Origin of the sequence: Rhodopseudomonas pentothenatexigens, from assembly GCF_900218015.1 — a bacterium.
GTDB lineage: Bacteria > Pseudomonadota > Alphaproteobacteria > Rhizobiales > Xanthobacteraceae > Rhodopseudomonas > Rhodopseudomonas pentothenatexigens.
In genome coordinates this window covers 122,892-141,040 of sequence record NZ_UFQQ01000010.1, presented here as the reverse complement: position 1 = coordinate 141,040, position 18,149 = coordinate 122,892, and the positions used below count along the sequence as shown (strand labels likewise).

General features: G+C 66.3%; 21 protein-coding genes. 11 read left to right on the top strand and 10 right to left on the bottom strand.

The annotated features are described in order from the left end of the window. The first annotated feature begins 1 nt into the window (after nucleotide 1). From DWA33_RS11460 to DWA33_RS11415, 10 genes are all read left to right on the top strand, one after another. Complete coding sequence (locus DWA33_RS11460; RefSeq protein ID WP_114358222.1) at nucleotides 2–1,372, top strand: nitrous oxide reductase family maturation protein NosD; 1,371 nt, start codon at nucleotides 2–4, stop codon at nucleotides 1,370–1,372. Next, the gene (locus DWA33_RS11455; RefSeq protein ID WP_114358221.1) at nucleotides 1,369–2,274 is read left to right on the top strand and encodes an ABC transporter ATP-binding protein; all 906 of its coding nucleotides are present in this window, start codon (nucleotides 1,369–1,371) and stop codon (nucleotides 2,272–2,274) included. The genes DWA33_RS11460 and DWA33_RS11455 overlap by 4 nt, the downstream gene beginning before the upstream one ends. Continuing rightward, nucleotides 2,271–3,098, top strand: a complete 828-nt coding sequence (locus DWA33_RS11450; protein WP_114358220.1) for a DUF2705 family protein — start codon at nucleotides 2,271–2,273, stop codon at nucleotides 3,096–3,098. Before DWA33_RS11455 ends, DWA33_RS11450 begins: the two co-directional genes overlap by 4 nt. Further along, entirely contained in the window at nucleotides 3,095–3,646 is a 552-nt protein-coding gene (locus DWA33_RS11445) for a nitrous oxide reductase accessory protein NosL (protein ID WP_114358219.1), read from the top strand. Before DWA33_RS11450 ends, DWA33_RS11445 begins: the two co-directional genes overlap by 4 nt. Nucleotides 3,647–3,657: 11 nt before the next feature. Continuing rightward, entirely contained in the window at nucleotides 3,658–4,656 is a 999-nt protein-coding gene (locus DWA33_RS11440; protein WP_114358218.1) for an FAD:protein FMN transferase, read from the top strand. 38 nt (nucleotides 4,657–4,694) lie between these two features. Further along, nucleotides 4,695–5,165 carry a hypothetical protein gene (locus DWA33_RS11435; RefSeq protein WP_114358217.1) on the top strand — a complete coding sequence of 157 codons (471 nt, stop codon included), beginning with the start codon at nucleotides 4,695–4,697 and terminating at the stop codon, nucleotides 5,163–5,165. Nucleotides 5,166–5,251: 86 nt separating this feature from the next. Continuing rightward, nucleotides 5,252–5,542 (top strand): DUF2249 domain-containing protein, encoded by a 291-nt coding sequence (locus DWA33_RS11430; protein WP_114358291.1) that lies wholly within the window; start codon nucleotides 5,252–5,254, stop codon nucleotides 5,540–5,542. Continuing rightward, a complete protein-coding gene (locus DWA33_RS11425) occupies nucleotides 5,539–6,816 on the top strand; it encodes a hypothetical protein (protein WP_114358216.1) in 1,278 nt (425 codons plus the stop codon). Before DWA33_RS11430 ends, DWA33_RS11425 begins: the two co-directional genes overlap by 4 nt. 18 nt (nucleotides 6,817–6,834) lie before the next feature. Continuing rightward, nucleotides 6,835–7,344 (top strand): hemerythrin domain-containing protein, encoded by a 510-nt coding sequence (locus DWA33_RS11420; protein WP_114358215.1) that lies wholly within the window; start codon nucleotides 6,835–6,837, stop codon nucleotides 7,342–7,344. Continuing rightward, nucleotides 7,341–9,554: a sensor histidine kinase gene (locus DWA33_RS11415; protein ID WP_114358214.1), complete on the top strand. Its 2,214-nt coding sequence runs from the start codon at nucleotides 7,341–7,343 to the stop codon at nucleotides 9,552–9,554. The genes DWA33_RS11420 and DWA33_RS11415 overlap by 4 nt, the downstream gene beginning before the upstream one ends. A 30-nt stretch (nucleotides 9,555–9,584) precedes the next feature. Here DWA33_RS11415 and DWA33_RS25420 read toward each other — a convergent pair whose 3' ends face one another. The 7 genes from DWA33_RS25420 to DWA33_RS11380 form a co-directional block, all read right to left on the bottom strand. Next, the gene (locus tag DWA33_RS25420; RefSeq protein WP_244601260.1) at nucleotides 9,585–9,911 is read right to left on the bottom strand and encodes a hypothetical protein; all 327 of its coding nucleotides are present in this window, start codon (nucleotides 9,909–9,911) and stop codon (nucleotides 9,585–9,587) included. Between the two features lie 65 nt (nucleotides 9,912–9,976). After that, the gene (locus DWA33_RS11405; protein ID WP_114358290.1) at nucleotides 9,977–10,837 is read right to left on the bottom strand and encodes a glucose 1-dehydrogenase; all 861 of its coding nucleotides are present in this window, start codon (nucleotides 10,835–10,837) and stop codon (nucleotides 9,977–9,979) included. 68 nt (nucleotides 10,838–10,905) lie between these two features. Continuing rightward, entirely contained in the window at nucleotides 10,906–11,274 is a 369-nt protein-coding gene (locus DWA33_RS11400) for a response regulator (RefSeq protein WP_114358213.1), read from the bottom strand. Continuing rightward, nucleotides 11,271–13,172, bottom strand: coding sequence for a PAS domain S-box protein (locus DWA33_RS11395; RefSeq protein WP_114358212.1), 1,902 nt, complete (start codon nucleotides 13,170–13,172; stop codon nucleotides 11,271–11,273). Before DWA33_RS11395 ends, DWA33_RS11400 begins: the two co-directional genes overlap by 4 nt. A 71-nt stretch (nucleotides 13,173–13,243) precedes the next feature. Then, nucleotides 13,244–13,441 carry a hypothetical protein gene (locus DWA33_RS11390; protein WP_114358289.1) on the bottom strand — a complete coding sequence of 66 codons (198 nt, stop codon included), beginning with the start codon at nucleotides 13,439–13,441 and terminating at the stop codon, nucleotides 13,244–13,246. Between the two features lie 120 nt (nucleotides 13,442–13,561). Further along, the gene (locus DWA33_RS11385) at nucleotides 13,562–14,254 is read right to left on the bottom strand and encodes an HWE histidine kinase domain-containing protein (RefSeq protein ID WP_114358211.1); all 693 of its coding nucleotides are present in this window, start codon (nucleotides 14,252–14,254) and stop codon (nucleotides 13,562–13,564) included. An 8-nt stretch (nucleotides 14,255–14,262) separates the two neighbouring features. Beyond that, nucleotides 14,263–15,033: a Crp/Fnr family transcriptional regulator gene (locus DWA33_RS11380; protein WP_114358210.1), complete on the bottom strand. Its 771-nt coding sequence runs from the start codon at nucleotides 15,031–15,033 to the stop codon at nucleotides 14,263–14,265. A gap of 363 nt (nucleotides 15,034–15,396) precedes the next feature. On the opposite strand from DWA33_RS11380, the gene DWA33_RS11375 reads away from it, so the two are divergent. Continuing rightward, nucleotides 15,397–15,609: a hypothetical protein gene (locus tag DWA33_RS11375; protein WP_114358209.1), complete on the top strand. Its 213-nt coding sequence runs from the start codon at nucleotides 15,397–15,399 to the stop codon at nucleotides 15,607–15,609. A gap of 34 nt (nucleotides 15,610–15,643) precedes the next feature. On the opposite strand, the gene DWA33_RS11370 is transcribed toward DWA33_RS11375, so the two are convergent. The 3 genes from DWA33_RS11370 to DWA33_RS11360 all read right to left on the bottom strand — a co-directional run bounded on the left by DWA33_RS11370 (nucleotide 15,644) and on the right by DWA33_RS11360 (nucleotide 18,061). Further along, nucleotides 15,644–16,210 (bottom strand): DUF1236 domain-containing protein, encoded by a 567-nt coding sequence (locus tag DWA33_RS11370; protein WP_114358208.1) that lies wholly within the window; start codon nucleotides 16,208–16,210, stop codon nucleotides 15,644–15,646. A 77-nt stretch (nucleotides 16,211–16,287) separates the two neighbouring features. Then, entirely contained in the window at nucleotides 16,288–17,163 is an 876-nt protein-coding gene (locus DWA33_RS11365) for a manganese catalase family protein (RefSeq protein WP_114358207.1), read from the bottom strand. Between the two features lie 160 nt (nucleotides 17,164–17,323). After that, on the bottom strand, nucleotides 17,324–18,061 hold the full coding sequence (locus DWA33_RS11360) for a DUF72 domain-containing protein (RefSeq protein WP_114358206.1): 738 nt from the start codon (nucleotides 18,059–18,061) through the stop codon (nucleotides 17,324–17,326). Nucleotides 18,062–18,149: the final 88 nt, after the last annotated feature.

Below are 18,149 nucleotides of genomic sequence, written 5' to 3'. Positions count from 1 at the left end.
GATGGCGATGACGGCGCGATCGATATCGATGATTGTGGTGGCGTCGGTCGTGCTTTGCGCCGCCACCGCGGGCGCGGCTTTGGCCGCGCGGATCGAGGTCGTGCCGTCGTCGGACCTGCAGGCGGTGCTGGACGGCGCCAGCGACGGCGACACCGTCGCGTTCGCGCCGGGGGACTATCGCGGGCCGATCCGGATCGAGCGCAGGCTCGCGCTGGTCGGCCAGCCCGGCGCTGCCGTGCTCGGGCATGGGCAGGGCAGCGTCATCACCGTGGTGGCGCCCGACGTCACCGTCCGGGGTCTCCTGGTGCGCGGCTCCGGCCGTGATCCGCAGGAGATGGATTCGGGGATCTTCCTGACACAGACGGCCGAACGGGCGCTGATCGAAGGCAACCGTCTCGACGATAATCTGTTCGGCATCAACATCCACGGCGCCCGCGGGTCGCGGGTCGCCCACAACACCATCGACGGCCTGCGCGGCGTCCGGCTCAACGATGCCGGCAACGGCGTGCGGGTGTGGAACGCGCCGGATGTCGTGGTCGACGGCAACACCATCCGCTACGGCCGCGACGGCATCTTTTCGGTGACCAGCAGCAAGGACCGCTTCATCAACAATCGGTTCGAAAAGGTACGGTTCGCGGTGCACTACATGTACACCAACGACAGCGAGATCAGCGGCAACGTCTCGATCGGAAATCATGGCGGCTACGCCATCATGTATTCGAACCGGCTGACGATCCTCGGCAACATCTCCGAGCGTGACCGCGACTTCGGGCTGCTGTTCAACTACGCGAACTTCGCCAGGATCGAACGCAATCGCGTCGTCGGCGGGCCGCTGTCCGGGATCAGCGCCGATTTCGAAGGCGTGGACGCGGACAAAGGCATGATGGCGGTGGAGCGCGGCGCCACCGATGCCCAGTTCGGTCCGACCAAATGCGTGTTCATCTACAACGCCAACAAGAACCGGTTTCGCGACAACTGGTTCGAAGGCTGTGAGATCGGCGTGCACTTCACCGCCGGTTCGGAAGGCAACGAGATCGTGGGAAATGCGTTCATCGGCAATCGCAATCAGGTGAAATACGTCGGCACCCGCGACCTCGACTGGTCGAAGGACGGCCGCGGCAATTATTGGAGTGACAACCCCGCCTTCGACCTCGACAACGACGGCATTGCCGACGCCGCCTACCGGCCGAACGATCTGGTCGACCGCGTGCTGTGGACCGCGCCGGCCGCCAAGGTGCTGATCAACAGCCCCGCCGTGCAGGTGCTGCGCTGGGCGCAAAGCCAGTTTCCGGCGCTGTATCCGGGCGGCGTGGTCGATACCCGCCCGCTGATCGCGCCGCCGGCGCGGCCGATGCCGGGAGTGGCGCCATGACCGCGACCGTCGCCATCGAGCATGTCGAGAAGCGCTACCGCGCGGTGCGGGCGCTGCACGACGTGTCGTTTACCCTGGAGCCTGGGCGGCTCAGCGCGCTGGTCGGCCACAACGGCGCCGGCAAGACCACGCTGATAAAGCTGATGCTCGGTCTGATCCGTCCCGACAAGGGATCGATCTGCGTGCTCGGCGAGAACCCGGCTGCCGGCGAATTTGCGGGCCGCCGCAGCCTCGGCTTCCTGCCGGAGAACGTCGCCTTCAACGCCGCGCTGACCGGGCGCGAGACGCTGGCGTTCTATGCGCGGCTGAAGGGCAGCGACGCCAAGCAAGGCGCGGCGCTATTGGAGCGGGTCGGCCTCGGCGAAGCGTCGCGGCGGCTGGTCGGCACCTACTCCAAAGGGATGCGGCAGCGGCTCGGATTGGCGCAGGCGCTGCTCGGCCGGCCGCGTGTGCTGCTGCTCGACGAGCCGACCACCGGTCTCGACCCGGCGCTGAGGCTGACGTTCTACGAAATTCTCGACGAGTTGCGGCGCGACGGGGCCACGGTGCTGATCTCCTCTCATGCGCTCGACGAACTCGAAGGCCGGGCCGAGCAGGTGCTGATCATGAATCGCGGCATCCTGGTCGCCGATGGCACGCTCGCCGAGCTGCGCGCGCTGGCGGGCTTGCCGATCCGGATCACGCTGAAGCTCGCGGATCCGGTAGCGCGGCCTGAATGGCTGCCGAACGATGCCGTCATTGCGCATGACCGCTGCGACATCGCCGTGGTCGATCACGCCGGCAAGATGCGGCTGCTGCGGCAGGCGGCGGGCGATCCCGCCGTCACCGATATCGGCGTCGCCGAGCCGACGCTCGACGAGCTGTACGCCCATTTCCTCCGGCAGCAGGAGCGGGCGGCATGAAGCCCATCGCTGTCATCGCCCTGAAGGAAATTCAGGAAGGCCTGCGCAATCGTTGGGTGTTCGCGGCGACATTGCTGCTCGCCGGATTGTCGCTGTCGCTGACGCTGCTCGGCAGCGCCCCGACCGGCCATGTCGGCGCCGCGGCGCTCGACGTGGTGATCGTCAGCCTGTCGAGTCTGACGATTTTTCTGCTGCCGCTGATCGCGCTGCTGATCTCGCACGACGCCATCGTCGGCGAGATGGAGCGCGGCACCATGATCTTGCTGCTGAGCTATCCGGTCGCGCGCACCCACGTCATTCTCGGTAAGTTTTTCGGTCACGTCATCATCCTGAGCTTCGCGACGCTGGTCGGCTACGGCGTCTCGGCGCTGGCGCTGGTGATCGGCGGCACGCCGGTTTCGCCGCAGAGCTGGGCGGCGTTCGCTACAATGCTTGGGACCTCGGTGCTGCTCGGCGCGGTGTTCGTGGCGCTCGGCTATGCGGCTTCGAGCCTGGTGCGGCAGCGCGGCACGGCTGCCGGCATTGCGGTCGGGATCTGGTTGTTGCTGGTGCTGGTGTTCGACATGGCGCTGCTCGGCGTGCTGGTGGTTGATCAGGGCCGGCTGATCTCGGCAGGGGTGCTCAACGTGCTGCTGTTCTTCAATCCGACCGATCTGTACCGGCTGAGCAATCTGACCGGCACCAATGTCAGCCAGTTCGCCGGCATGGCGGGGCTTGCCGGCGCGGTTCAACCCAGTTTCGGCGGCCTGCTGGCCGGGATGGCGGCGTGGATTGCGCTGCCGCTCGGCCTTGCCATCGTCGTGTTCGCCCGGAGGCAGCTATGAGGATTTCAGGTCGCATCGTCGTGCTCGCGGCCGCGCTGTTGCTCGCCGGCTGCAACGATCAGTCCGGCTCGTCCGTGATGCCGCCGCCGGTCGCGCTCAACGACGAGGCGATGGGCGTGTTCTGCGGCATGAACCTCGTCGAGCATCCCGGTCCGAAAGGGCAGATCCTCACCGCGAGCCGGATCGATCCGTACTGGTTCTCCTCGGCGCGGGATGCGGTCGCCTTCACGTTGATGCCGGATCAGCCGCGCGACATCCGCGCGATCTACGTCTCCGACATGGGCAGGGCGCCGAACTGGGATCAGCCCGGCGAAACCAACTGGGTCGATGCCAGGAAGGCGTTCTTCGTGATCGACAGCCGCAAGCGCGGCGGGATGGGCGCGGCCGAGACGGTGCCGTTCGGCGAGCGTGCGGCCGCCGACGCATTCGTCGCGACGAATGGCGGGCGCGTGGTGACGTTCGATGCGATCCCCAGCACCTACGTGCTGGGCAGCGATGCCCCGTCGGCAAGCGATCATCATGGCGCGCCCGAAACGCGGATGAACTAGCGAGGATCGCCATGTCGCAGTCAGCACTCACCCGGCGGCGTTTCGTCACCATCGCGGCCAGCGCCTTCGGCGTCGCGATGCTGGGGCGCGTGGTTCCGTCGCGCTCCAGCGACCCGGTTCGCTGGCGGGGTTCCGCGCTCGGCGCCCAGGTCTCGATCGAGATCCATCATCCTGATCGTGCCACGGCCGCGAAGCTCGTTGAGGCGAGCGTGCGCGAGGTGCGCCGGCTCGAGCAGCTGTTCAGCCTGTATCGTCCGGACTCGGCGATCTGCGCGTTGAACCGATCCGGCGTGCTGATCGCGCCGGATCCGGACATGGTGGCGCTGCTGCAGACGACGCTCCGTCTGGCGGAGCAGACTGGCGGCGCGTTCGATCCCACGGTGCAGCCGCTATGGGAGCTGTATCGACGTCACTTCGATCGGGCGGAGACCGATCCGGCGGGCCCGGCCAGGGAGGAGGTCGCAAGCGCGCTGGCCAAGGTCGGTTACCACGACGTGCTGGTGTCGGCCGACCGCATTGCGCTGAAACGGCCCGGCGCTGCCGTTACACTCAATGGCATCGCGCAGGGCTTCGCCACCGATCGCGTGGTCGATCTGCTGCGCAGCGGCGGGATGACCACCACGCTGGTCGACATCGGCGAGATCCGGGCGATCGGTGCAAGACCGGACGGAGCACCTTGGCGCGTCGATCTCGCCGATCCGGAGAAGGCCGAAATCGAACTCGGCGCCATCGAACTGGTGGACCGCGCGGTCGCAACCTCGTCGGGTGCAGGCTTCCGCTTCGATCCGGCGGGGCGGTTCACGCATCTGTTCGATCCATCGACCGGACATAGTCCGTCGCTGTATCGCTCGGTCAGCGTGGTCGCGCCAACCGCGACGGAGGCCGATGCGCTGTCGACCGCCTGCAGCGTGCTCGACCGCGGCCGCATCGCCGATATCGTTCGCGCGCGGGCGGGCGTCGAGGTGTTGCTGGCGGATGCAGAGGGGAGCGTCGACTGGTTGCGTGCCTAAGGAAACGCGTACTGCTCTGACGCTGCGGTGATGTCGTGATGCTGGATTGGCCGACCATCTTTCGTATCATCCATGTGCTCGGCGTGGTGCATTGGATCGGAGGACTGCTGTTCGTCACCTTCGTGATCCTGCCGAGCCTCCTCGACATGGAAGCGACCAAGCGGCTGCCGTTGTTCGAGGCGCTGGAGCGGCGCTTTGCCGCCCAGGCGCGGATCTCGACGCTGCTGGTCGGAATCTCCGGCTTCTACATGCTGTACGCTTACGATCGCTGGGCAGAGCTCCTAGACCCGCACTTCTGGTGGCTCGGCGCGATGCTCGGGCTGTGGGCGATCTTCATCGTGATGTTGTTTATCGCCGAGCCGCTGTTTCTGCACGTTTGGTTCGACGCGCGGGCGCGCCGCGATCCGGACCGCGCTTTCCGGGTGGCGCTCCGCGGCCATCGGGTGTTGAGCACGGTTTCGCTGATCACTGTGCTGGGCGCGGTCGGCGGTGCACACGGGCTGTTCTGAGCCGACATTCGCGATTCAGCTTGCGACAGAACAACGATGGCCGGGGCCGCTCGGTTAGCGTCGGCTGAGCCATGGAGTGCGCCGCGATGAGCCGCAGCAAGGACCAAGCAGAACGTGGGCGCCGCTGGTATGTCGGCGACCGGCTGCACCTCGACGTCCGCGGATTGCCGTGTCCCGAACCGCTGGTCGCCGTGCTGCGCCTGATCGATGGCGGTAGCGCCGGTGACGGCCTGACGGCGCTGGTCAGCCAGGAGCCGCTGCTGCTGTACCCCGAGCTGGACGCCCGCGGCTGGTCGTATCGCCTGCTGACGTCGGCAGGTGACACGGTGCTGGGGCAGGGCGAGGTGGCGCTCGAGATCCAGCGCGGCTCGGCATGATCGGCGCCAGCGGATTTCTCGGCACTGCCAAGAGCCGGCTGCTGCCGGCCTCGGTGCCGTTCCGGTTCTTCGTCGCCGCAGCGGTGTGCCACGTGCTGCTGTGGGGCGCGGTCCTGTTCGCGGCAAATGACTTCCCGCGGTTTCGCGGCGGCGCCGGACCCGCGCTGGCCGCGGTGCATCTATTGACGCTCGGGGTGCTGACATTCACCGCGGTTGGCGCCGCCGTGCAACTCCTCCCGGTGGCGACTACCAAGCCCTTGGCGGCAGTCTGGCCAATCCGGCTGGCGTCCTGGCTGCTCATCCCGGGCGCGGTGGTGCTGATCGCCGGCATGGCGACCGTGGACAGCGCCTGGATGATTTTCGGCGCAGCGGCATCGACGCTCGGGCTGCTGTTGTTCGCTGCGCTGCTCGCCGACAATCTGCGCCGCGCCGGCAGCATGCCGGTGGTCCGAGCCTATGGCTGGGCAGCGTTCGTGTCGCTGATAGCGCTCGTGGCGCTTGGGCTTGCGCTGTCGCTGGATGACCGATTCGGATTTTTGATCGATCACGCCGCCGCAGCCCGCGCTCACATGATCCTCGGCGGCATCGGCTTCATGGGCATGCTGGCGCTTGGCTTCAGCCACGTGCTGATCCCGATGTTCGCGCTGTCGAATGCGCCGGATCAGCGGATGGCATGGTTCGGTTTCGCCACTGCTGCTGCCGCAGTGGCGCTCGGCACGATCGGGGCGCTTCGCGATGTCCCTGCGCTGCAGACCGCGGCTTGCGTGGTCGGCGCGGTTGCGGTCGGCCTGCATCTTGGCCTGATGCGTGCCGCGCTCGCCGGCGGCATGCGCAAGCGTCTCGGCCTGTCGTTCGTGCTGATCCGTTTCGCCTGGGTGATGCTGGCGCTGACGCCGCTCGCCGCGCTTGCTGCACTACACGGCTGGGCCGGCCTCGGCGGGCCGACGCTGTTCGGCCTGGTGGCGCTCGGCGGCTGGCTGATGACGTTCCTGCTCGGTGTGCTGCAGCGGATCGTGCCGTTCCTCGCGTCGATGCATGTCAGCCGCGCCAGCGGCGGACCGCCGCTGCTGACGGATCTCGGTGTTGCCGCTCCGCTCAAGATGCACGCCGTCTGCCATCTGATCGCGATCGCCGCGCTGGCGCTGGCGATCCTGCTCGACATTCCGCAGCTCGCTGCCGGCGCTGCGGTGGTCGGCGCGGCCGGGGCGCTGGCCTTCGCCGCTTACATCGGCAGCGTGCTGCCGTCGCTGACGTCCGGCCGTACCCGCAACTGAGTCATTAAGGAGCCTGCCATGTTCGCCAACCGCATCAGCCAGACCCTGCACGACGAACATCGCGCCACCATCGCGCTGATGGAGCGGCTGGAGGCGGCGATCTCGCGTCGGCAGCCGATCAGCATCGCCGATTCCGCCGGCGCGCGACTGCTCGCCGATCTCGCGGCTGCGATCGAAGCCGATACGCTGCGCCATTTCGACTTCGAAGAAACCCAGCTGTTCACCATGTTCGACTCGGTCGGCGATCAGCTCATCGGCGATCATCTCACCGAGGAGCACAGCTTCATGCGGCCGCTCGGCGACAAGCTGATCGCATTGGCGCAGGCCGCGCAGGTCGGCGGCTTCGACGCCGAGAGCTGGCGCGAGTTCAGCCGGGCCGGCGCCGAGCTTGTGCAGCGCATGGTGGTCCATGTCCAGAAGGAGGAGATGGCGCTGCTGCCGCTGCTCGATCAGACCATGGACGATGCCACCGAAGCCCGGCTGTACGACGCCTATGTCCGCGCGTCGCAAGGAGCCGAAGCGACATGACCGTATCTTCCACCGCGTCCCAAGGCTTCGGGCGCCTGATCGGCATCCGCGGCCGGCTGGTGCTGATCGCACTGGTCGCCGCACTGCCGATGCTGATCCTGGCGCTGGTGATCGTGGCCCAGCTCACAGACAGCAAGCGGCAGGCCAAGAATGAGGCGTTGCTGTATGCCGGCCGGCTGCTGCTGGAGAGCGTCGACAAAGAGATCAGCCGCTACGTCTATGCGGCGGAAATGCTGACGGTATCGCCGGCGCTGCTCGCGGACAACTTGTCCGAGTTTCGCAGCGAGGCGGACCGCACGTTGGCGGCGCTGCCGTTCGCCAAGATCCAGGTCGCCGACCGCAACGGCCGCATTCTGCTCGACAGCACGGCGGCGGAGGGCGATCCGCCGCCGCTCGCCGATGCCGACGTGCTGGCTGCCGGGCAGCGTGCGGTGGCGACGGCGAAGCCGCAGGTCGGCTATCTGGCGCGCACGTTGGCCGGAGAGACGGTGATCGGCATCACCATGCCGGTGCGGCGCAATGGGGTGATCGTTCGCCAACTGATCATCGAGATTGAGCCGCGGCAGATCCGCGCGCTGCTCGATGCCCAGCATCTGCCGGAGGGCTGGGAAGCCGCGGTGGCAGACAGCAACGGTCGGCTGGTGGCGCGCTCGCTGCCGGGCGAGTGGGCGGGGCGCACGATTTCCCCGAGCTGGCGTGCGTTGCTCGGCCGCGAAGGATTGCACGAGTTCTTCACGCCCGAGGGAACGCTGAAAGTGTCGTCGGCCTTTCCGTCGCCGGTCACCGGCTGGACGATGGCGGTCGGGCAGCCGAAACAGATTTTCGAAGCGCCGATCGTGCAGACCTTCCAATTCGCGGTTGGGGCAGGACTGATCGTCATCACCTTGTCCTGCGCCCTAGCGGCGTGGATCGCCAAAGGCGTGATCGCGCCGATCCGCTCGCTCGCCGCCAGCGCGGCTGCGCTCGAATGCGCCGAGCGGATCACGGTTCCGCGCTCGGGCATTCCCGAATTCGACTGCGCGTTTCGGGCGTTCGATGATGCGGCACGGCTGGTGATCGCGCATCAGCGCGCCCTGCACGACAGCGAAGAGCGGATCAGCGTCGCGCAGGACGCCGCTCATGCCGGCATCTGGGAATGGCGGATCGCGGACGATCGCCAGATCTGGACCGACCCGCTGTTCAGGCTGTATGGGCTGCGGCCGAGGACCCGCCGGCCGTCGTTCGAAACCTGGACAGCAGTGATCGATTCGGCCGATCGCGACCGGACGGTGAAAGCCGTCGAACACGCGGTCGCCGCACGGCGCGAGTTCGAGGTGCAGTGGCGCGTCACGCCGGCCGCCGACGCGGCGGATCGCTGGCTGCTGTCACGCGGTCGGCCGCTGGTGGAAGAAGACGGCGCGGTCGAGCGCTATGTCGGGATTGTCATCGACATCACCGACCGCAAGCGGATGGAGGAAGCGGCGCGAGCGGGCGAGGTGCGGCTGCTTCACGCCGCCCGCCTCTCGGAGGTCGGGCGGATGGCCGCGGCGCTGGCGCACGAGGTCAACCAGCCGCTCGCAGCGGTCGCCAACTACATGGCGGGCGCGCGGCGAATGCTCGATCAGGAGAGCGGGCCGAGCCTGCGGCTGCGCAAGCTCAAGGATGCCGTCGAGAGGGCCAACGTTCAGGCGCTTCGAGCCGGGGAAATCGTCCGGCGGCTGCGCGAATTCGTCGGCGTCGGCGATTCCGAAAAGACCGTCGAGGACGCGCGTTCCGTGCTGCAGGATGCGGCGCTGCTGGCCACGATCGCGGCCGAGCACGACGGCATCACCGTCCGAACGGCTTTCACTGACTCTGGTGAGGTACTGGTCGACAAGATCCAGATCCAGCAGGTGGTGCTCAATCTGGTCCGCAACGCGATCGAAGCGATGGCGGGCGCGCCGACCAAACACTTGACCCTCAGCCTGCAGCAGCGCGTCGGCTGTGTCGAATTCCGCGTCGGCGACACCGGCGCCGGGATCGCGCCCGACTTGTTTCAGCGGTTGTTCAGTCCGTTCTCGACGACCAAGCCTGGCGGCATGGGAATCGGTCTGACGGTGTGCCGGGAGATCGTCGAGGCGCATGGCGGCAAGATCTGGGCCGACAGCGTTCCGGCCGGCGGAACGGTGTTCAGCTTCACCTTGCCGCTGTTGCGAAGCGAACTGACGCTGGCCGAGCAGGGGGTGGCGTAGTTTCCATTCCCACCGTTCCGAGCGCGGCGGTCACCGCCGCTGCTGATCCGGCGGATCGTTTGTTGCGTCGTCATTGCCGGACGGCCCGCCGAGGAAGCTCGCCTGCTCGTCATAGCCTCGGCGGCTGCTGTAGAACACCAGCACCATCAGCCCGATCCCGATCACCAGCGAGAGCGCGATGCCGATCGCCATCGCGGTGTAGCCTTGGGCCGGCACCTCGACGTCGCCGACCACCAGCCCCTCATAGGCGAAGAAACCGGCGAGGCCGAGCAGGATCAGCAACGCCAGTACCATCGCCCAGACGCCGATCGACGTCCGCTTGCGTGGCGACTTCGTCCCGGCAGAGATCGGATCCATGGTGATCGCTTCCCTTGTCGCACCGCATGCAACGGCCGGCCTGGTCACGAACCGGCGCGGCGATCTCAGATGAACGGCTTGCCGCCGGTCACCGCGACCGTCGTGCCGGAGGTGTAGCTCGACAGTGGATCGGCGAGCATCACATAGGCGGTCGCGAGTTCGGCCGGCTGGCCGGCGCGTCCGAGCGGAACCTGTTTGCCGAAGTTCTTCACCGAATCCTCGGGCATCGTCGACGGAATCAGCGGCGTCCAGATCGGGCCGGGGGCGACCGCGTTGGCGCGGATGCCCTTGCTCGCGAGCATCTGCGCCAGGCCGCCGGTGAAGTTCTGGATCGCTCCCTTGGTGGTCGCGTAAGCCAGCAGGATCGGGTTCGGCATGTCGGAATTGACCGAGGCGGTGTTGATGATCGCGCTGCCGGGCTTCATGTGCGGGACCGCCGCCTTGGTCAGGTAGAACATCGCGTGGATGTTGATCGCGAAGGTGGTCTGCCATTCCTCGTCGCTGATTTCGCCGATGTCCTGGAAAGTGGCCTGGTGGGCGGCGTTGTTGACCAGGATGTCGATTGCGCCGAACTCCTCGACGGCGCGCGCCACGACGTTGCGGCAGTGATCCGGTCGGCTCAGATCGCCGGGCACCAGGACTGCTTTGCGGCCTTCGGCTTCGACCACGGCCTTGACCTGCTGCGCGTCTTCGTCCTCGCTCAGATAGGCGATCAGCAGGTCGGCGCCCTCGCGGGCGTAGGCGATCGCCACCGCACGTCCGATGCCGCTGTCGCCGCCTGTGATGATTGCGACCTTTCCGGTCAGCTTGCCCGAGCCTTTGTAGCTGCGCTCGCCGTGATCGGGACGGGGCGTCATCTGATCCGTCGCGCCCGGCATCTGTTGGCGCTGGCTCGGATACGGCGGCTCCGGATAATTCTCGGTCATCGGCATCTCCCAGTCGTTCAGCGCTAACCAACGGGGAGGCGGGCTGTTCCTTCGACAGAGCCGATCGGTCAGGCGCCGAACAGCGCTGTGATCACCGCTTCGGGATCTGCCGGCTTTTCGCAGCGCACGACATGATCGAACCGGGCCGGGATGGCGTGGTGATCGTAGCCGGTCGCGAATACGAATCGTATGCCGCGCGCGGTCAGTTCGTCCGCCAGCGGAAACACCATCGTGCCCTGCAGGTTGACGTCGAGCACGGCAGCGTCGAGACGATCGGCGGCGGAGACCGCGGCGAGCGCATCCTCGATTCGCGAGAACGGACCGACCACCTCGGCACCAAGCTCTTCGAACACGCGCACCATGTCGTCGGCAATGAAGTACTCGTCCTCGACCAGGAGAACACGCCGTCCGGTTACTCCGGGGTTGTGGGCGATCATAGCGGCTGTGTCCTTTCCGCCGGGTCAAACGGCAGGCTGATCGTGCAGCGAACGCCGTTGTCCCTCAACTCGAATGTGGTGGTGGCACTGAGCGCGTAGGGGAGTGCCCGCTCGATCAATTTCCGTCCGTAGCCGTGGTTTCTAGGGTCCGGACGATCGGCTCGTTCCGGGCCGCGGCCGTGTTCGATCCAGGCGAGCTCGACGTGCCGGCCTGCGGCGAGCCGTCGAACCTGCCAAGTGACATCGAGACGGCCGTCGGACACCGAGAGCGCGCCGTATTTGCGGGCGTTGGTGGCCAGCTCGTGCAGCGCCAGCGCCAGAGTCTGAACGCTCGAATTGCGAAGCGGCACATCTGGGCCACTGATCGTCGCACGACTCCTGTCGAACGCCCCTAGGGCGTCGAGCGCGACCCGCACCAGAGCCGCAATGGTGATCGGCTCCTGCGCCGCTCGGGACAGCAGCCCCTGCACGCGCGCGAGCGCTGCGAGCCGCTCGTGGAATTGAAGTCGAAACTCCTCCATGGTGCGACAGGTTGCCATGGTCTGACTTGCGATCGACTGAACGACCGCAATGAGATTGCGGGTGCGATGCTGCAGCTCGGTCACCATCACTTCCTGCCGCTGCTGCAGCCGCCGCAGGTCGTCGATGTCGGTCGACGTGCCGAGCCACGTCAGGACGCCACCGCTGTGGTCCCGCACCGGCGCCGCCCTGATCGCAAACCAGCGATAAGTGGCGGAATGGCCGTGTCGAATGCGATATTCGGTTTCAAACGAGCCAGTCTGGTTGGCTTGCGTCCACGCGTCCAGTGCGACCGTCCGATCGTCCGGATGAACGGCACTCAGCCAGCCGAAAGCCAGACTCTGCTCGCGCGGAAGGCCGGTGAAGTCGCTCCATTGCGGGCTGGACCAGGTCCACCGCCCATCGATGTCCGCCTGCCAGACCAGTTGCGGAATGCCTTCGATCAGCGCACGCTGACGTGCTTCGCTCGCACGGATCCGTTCTTCGTTGCGGCGTCTTTCGGTGACGTCCTGACCGATCTTGAGAAATCCGTGGGTCTGGCCGTCGGCCCCACGAACGCTGGTGACGCTGCCTTCGATGAAGACCCGCGACCCGTCTTTGTGAACGTGCCAGCGGACGTTGGGCGCAAAGCCCGTCCGGCGCGCCGTCTCCGCCTCCTTGACGTCCTCACCGGCCGCCCGATCTTGGGGCGTGAACAGCATGTTGGCCGATCGTCCTCGCGCCTCAGCGGCCGACCATCCGAACACGGCCTCCGCCCCGGGCAGCCAATCGACGATACGGTCGTTCGCATCGGTCGTGAAGATGGCGTAGTCGCGCGCCGCTTCGACGATCAGCCGGAATCGTTCTTCGGCGGCTCGCAGAGCGCGGACCTTGTCGAGGCGATCGATCACCGGTCCCAGGAGGGCCGCGTAGGTACGCAGAAACTCGATGTCGTCCTGCTCGAATTCGCGTGGTTCGCGGCTGTCGACCTGAAGCAAACCGAAAGGCGTCCCCCCCGGCAGGAAGATCGGCACATTGACGAGCGCAACCACGCCTGACGCCTTCATGAAAGCGGGGAGTTCGAAGCGTTTGTCGACGCGGACGTCCTGGCTGATCACCGGTGCGCCGGCTTTGATCGAAAACGTCTCGGACGACAGTTCGCCCATAGCCAGGCGCACTTTGCCGACGACGCCGTCGCCCCAACCGACGCCGGCACGTACCAGCAGGGTCTGTTCGCGGTCGTCAATTTCCAGAATCTTGGACCTTTGCGTGCCGAGAGCACCCCCGACCAGACGGCAGGCTTCGGTCAGAACGTCGTCCAGACTCTCGTTGCGGAGCGCGAATTCTCCGAAATTGGCGAGGACCTGCTGCCGCTTCCGCCATTGCTGGTGATCGTCCATCGCGGCCTCCGGGGAAAAGGCGCGTGCGATTCACGCGAGGGACGACTTCACCGGCCGTTTCGGCCTGCTATTTAGCGGCGGACCTCACGTGATCCCAGCCACGCGATCATCCCTAGGGCGGCCTGTGTGGACCTGGCACGTCGCTCCCAATTCTCCTGAGCTTCGCGATCGCCGCTCTCCTCGGCCTCCTGCTTCCACCGGTCGGAGAACTCGGAAAGCCGCTGCTCGAGCGACAGATGCTGCTTGGTTCGATTACGACGCTTCTTCACGCTGATCCCCTTTCCGCTGTTGGGGACCAGATTAGTTGGGCTCGGGCGCGGGTGCATTCACCTATGCTTAATTGCAGCGCCAGTGCGCAAATTAGGTGTCGCTAACCGCGATTGTGAAGGTTACTTGACGGCCGACTTGGGGCCGAACTCCCGGTCGATCCGTTCCGACAGCGGGATTCTGATCGTGCAGCGAAGCCCATCGGCTTCGAACGAGAGATCGGTTTTCGCCCGGAGCTCGTATTCGAGCGTGCGCGTCAGCACCTCAGTACCGAAGCCGTGGTGGGACGGTTCGCTGAGCGGCGTCGTATCGGTCTCCTTCCACACCAAGGTGAGAGTCGGCGCCGCGCCGTCGCCGTCCACCCTCCAGCGAATGTCGATCGTCCCGCCATTACCGAGTGCGCCATGCTCGACGGCGTTGACGGCGAGTTCGTGGACCGCGAGCGCCAGCACCTGTCCGGCGCGCGGCTGGAGCTGCAAAAGCGGCCCCTCGATCGTGGTGTGCTCGCCATCGCGCGCCTGATAGTGCAGCAACTCGTCGGACATCAGTTTGTGCAGATCGATCGTCCCTTGTTCGTCGGCGACGGCCTGAGCGCGCATCAAGGCATCGAGCCGATCCTCGAGGTGACCGACATAGGCGTCGAGATCCCGCTGCGTTCCCGCCGACTTCCGGATGATGGTTCGCAGCATCGCCATGGTGCTGCGCATCCGGTGGCGCAACTCGCCGGGCGCGTCGCGCTGGTCGAGCAGCCGTCGCAGCCGGCGGTTGTCAGCCTCGAGCTCGGCGATCCGGGCAGGGGTGTCGTCGATCGGCATTCCAGTCCTCACCGCGAAGTCCGACCAACGTCCGACACGTCGGAAGAGTTCAGCAGCGAAAGAGCTCCGAACGGGTGAAGATATCCGTCGTCGAAGAACGACAATTCGCGCAGTCCATCGAGGTCGCGGATCGACAATCGGCGGTCGCGCAATGAAATCATGCCCGACCGTCTCAACTCCTGCAGCGAGCGATTGATGTGGACCATCGACAGGCCGAGCAGATCGCCCAAGTCTGCCTGAGTCACGGGCATATCATAGGACGGCTCGTCCTCGTCGACGAGACCGATCATCGTCAGCCGCAGGTGCAGTTCGCAGAACAGATGGCCGAGCCGCTCGGTGGCGGTGCGTCGTCCGAGGCTCACCAGATGCTCGCGGTCGATCGCGGAAGTGACCAGCAGGTCCCACCACAGCGCTTCGTCGATCCGCGGGCTGGCATTGGCGGCGGCGCGAATAGCCTCCGGCCGAATCTGGGCGATCACCACCGGGGTCAGAGCCGCGATTGCGTGATCCATGAAGCGGGGAAGGACGCCGAACGGCTCACACAGGTCGCCGGGAAGAAAGAGCGAGACGATCTGGCGGCGGCCGTTCTCCAGAGTGATGTAGCGGCAGGCCCAGCCGTCGACCACCAGGGGCAGATATCGCGGCGCCCCGCCGAAAGGGACGACGTCCTCACGCGCGCCGACCAGGCGCGTCGACTGGACAAGGCGGCCGAGAATGTCCTCGTTGTCCTTGGTCAGTCGTGCGCCATGACGGAGCTTACGCAGGAACGGATGAACCATCGGACGCCTCTACAATAGACTGATCATGTCGGTGAGAGGACCACCGCTGCAAGCCGGACTGACCGGTTCCAACTGCAGCACAGGTCGCGCATTTTGCACGTTCTCTCGGCATCGGGATCGTTCCATGGTACGGCGTCGCACCAAGCGCGCGACCGGCAACGGCATGCTGTCAAACACCTGCTGCGCGAAAGGTTCCGCGGTGCACGGCGGCACCGGCCGCGCCGGCACTGAACTACCGACCGGCGCTGTGCCGCTTGTTGCATTTTACCTAAGTTAGCGACGTTGCTCGCCGAAGGGCTATTCTGCTTAAAAGTAGACTATTAGGACGCATCGGCCTTTCAGGCGCGCATTGCTGAGTGATCGATGATCGAAGACAATTTCGACAGTCGAACCGTCGCGAACATGACGGTGGCGCTGGAACGGGTGTGCGGAGGGCTGCGCGATGGCCAGCATCATGCGGTCCGGGCGCGGGTCGCGGAAGCTATTCTGGCTTGCGCCCGGGATGGACGCCGATCGCTGGGCGATCTGGAGGCGGCCGGACGCCGGGCAGTGCGCCCGGAATCGACGGCCGATTGATCGGTCGCTGAAACGCTGCCGGCGGCAGCAGGCATCAGGTGGCCAAAGGCACCAGCGCGACGATGCGACGGGTGGGGCGGTCGACGATGACCAGCCGGTTGGCGACCACCAGACACTGAGCGCCCCAGTAACCGTTCATGATCTGGGTGATTTCGGCGGGTAGATCGCTCAACCCGATCTGCTCGGGCACCAGCGCGCCGATCATCAGCTCGAAACGCGCTTCGTCGGTCCGCGCCACATCGGAGCTGTTGCTGATCGTCGTACTGACCGCGCGGCGCTGTTCGTCGGACAATGACAGCGGTTGCGCCGAGTCCTTGATCGCGCGCTGGCGTTCGCCGGCGAGACCGGGCTGGCCGCCCGGATCGTTCTTGCCGACGACGCTTTCGCCGGAGCGTTGCGCCTGCTTGCTCGGCAGCGTGGTGAGATCGCCGGTGTCGGCGCCGCCTGCGCCGCCCGGCGCGCGGCCGAGCGGGTTGTTGAGGAATGCCCAGCCGAACACTGCGAGGAACAGCACGGCTGCGACGACGGCCGCGACCAGCATCATGCGCTGGTTGCCGCCGAGACTGCCGTTGCCGTCGGATCGTCCGCCTCGGTCGGCCATGTGTGGATTCCATCGATTGAGTTTCGGGATGAACCGGCGGTGGGCGCGATCGAACCGCACCCACCGCCGCGTGGCTGCTATTCCGCGGCGATCGCCTTGCTGTCGATCTGCTCGCTCTGCGCGCCGGATAACGGACGGGCGGGACCGAGCACGGGCTCTTCGCCGAGCGGCTCGAAATGGCCGGCGTAGAATTCGCCGTGCCCGTCGATCGACGGCCCGGTCGAGAACCGTCCTTCCGGCGGCGGGGTGCCGTCGCGCGAAGTGCCCATCATGAAATAGCTGAAGCGCTGATGTTCCTGGCGCTGATCGAAGCTGTTCGGGATCGGCAGGGTCGCCGCACCGCCGAGCTCCTCGATCACCGCGAGCCACTGCTGCTGGTGCATGGTGTCGCGCGCGATCATGAAATGCAGCATGTCGCGCATTCCCGGATCGGACGTGGAGTTGAACAGCCGCACCGCCAGCGTCCGGCCCGTCGCTTCGGCGGCGACGTTGCAATACATGTCGGCGGCGATATTGCCGCTGGCATAGATATGCGAGCAGTCGAACGGGACGCCGTCCGAATTGGCCGGGAAGGCGGCGAGTCCGGTCGACAGCAGATGGCGCTGCATCATGCCCTCCAGCACTTGGCGGGTGCTCTCGCCGCCCATCACGGCCCCGACCACCTTGTCGGCGGCGCCTTCTTCCTGCGCGCTCAGCGGTGCGTCTTCGAGATTGAGTGCGACCGCGGTCGCCAGCATCTCGACATGACCCATCTCTTCGGTCGCGGTGTTGAGAAGCAGGTCGCGATATTTGTTGTTGGGCGCGCGCGCGCCCCAGGCCTGAAAGAAGTACTGCAGGCAGACCCGGATCTCGCCTTCGATGCCGCCAATCGCCTGCTGAAGCTGCCGGGCGAAAAGAGGGTCTGGCTTCTCGACACGGACAGGATATTGCAGCCGCTTGTCATGGTAGTACATCGAGTGTTCCTTTCGAACTCTGGCGTTCGGAGATGCGGCGGCGAGCCGCACCGCCGCTGCTCGGCCAACATGCCGTCCGTCCCATCGTTCCTAATCGATCGCGCTGGAGCGCGTGGGCGCCCCGGTTCCGCGGTGCCGTCGTGCGCCGGTCGGCTGATCGCTAGCGTTGCCGGCTTGTCACCAGCGATTGCAGCCGCAGCGCATCGCCGGGCGCTGCGCTCTTCTGATCGTTGTCGAAATAGACGAAGACATCGTGGCCCGCGCGTTTCCACGCCCTCGCGCGGCGGGCCCATTGTTCGAGGGTCGCGACCGGATAGCGCCCTTTGTAGCGGCCGCCGGGACCGTGACCACGGATATAGACGAAATCCGCGGTACGTCGCCATGGTGCCGGTGCGTCGTGGTGATCCGAGAAACACAGCGCGATGTTGGCGTCGCGGAGCAGGCGGAATACGGCCGGCGTGTACCAGCTCGGGTGACGAAATTCGAATGCGTACCGCCGTTGCGCGGACAGCATCGGCAGGAACTCGGCGAGACGACCGGTGTCGACATCGAACTGTGGCGGCAACTGGAACAGGATCGGCCCGACTTTGGGTCCGAGCAGGGCAAGGCGGTCCTCCATCAGCGCCAAACTGTTCGAGGACTTGTCCGACAGTCGTTTCCAGTGAGTGATGAACTTCGACGCTTTCCAGGCGAAGACAAAGTCCTTGCCGGTCTGGTCGTGCCAGGACCGCACGGCGGCCGGCGTCGGCGTGCGATAGAATACGCCGTTCAGTTCGGTGGTGGTGAGCTGGCTGGCGTAGTATTGCAGCTGATGCTTGATCGGGAAGCCGTCCGGGAAGAACGGCCCCCGCCACGACTGATAATGCCACCCCGATGTGCCGATCAGGATCCGCGGCATGTTGCGATGCTCTCCGTTGTGCCCGGTTCAAGCGCGCGGCGGCGGCGCGAGTTCCGAACGCCGGAGAGGAACAGGCGTTCGGGACGGC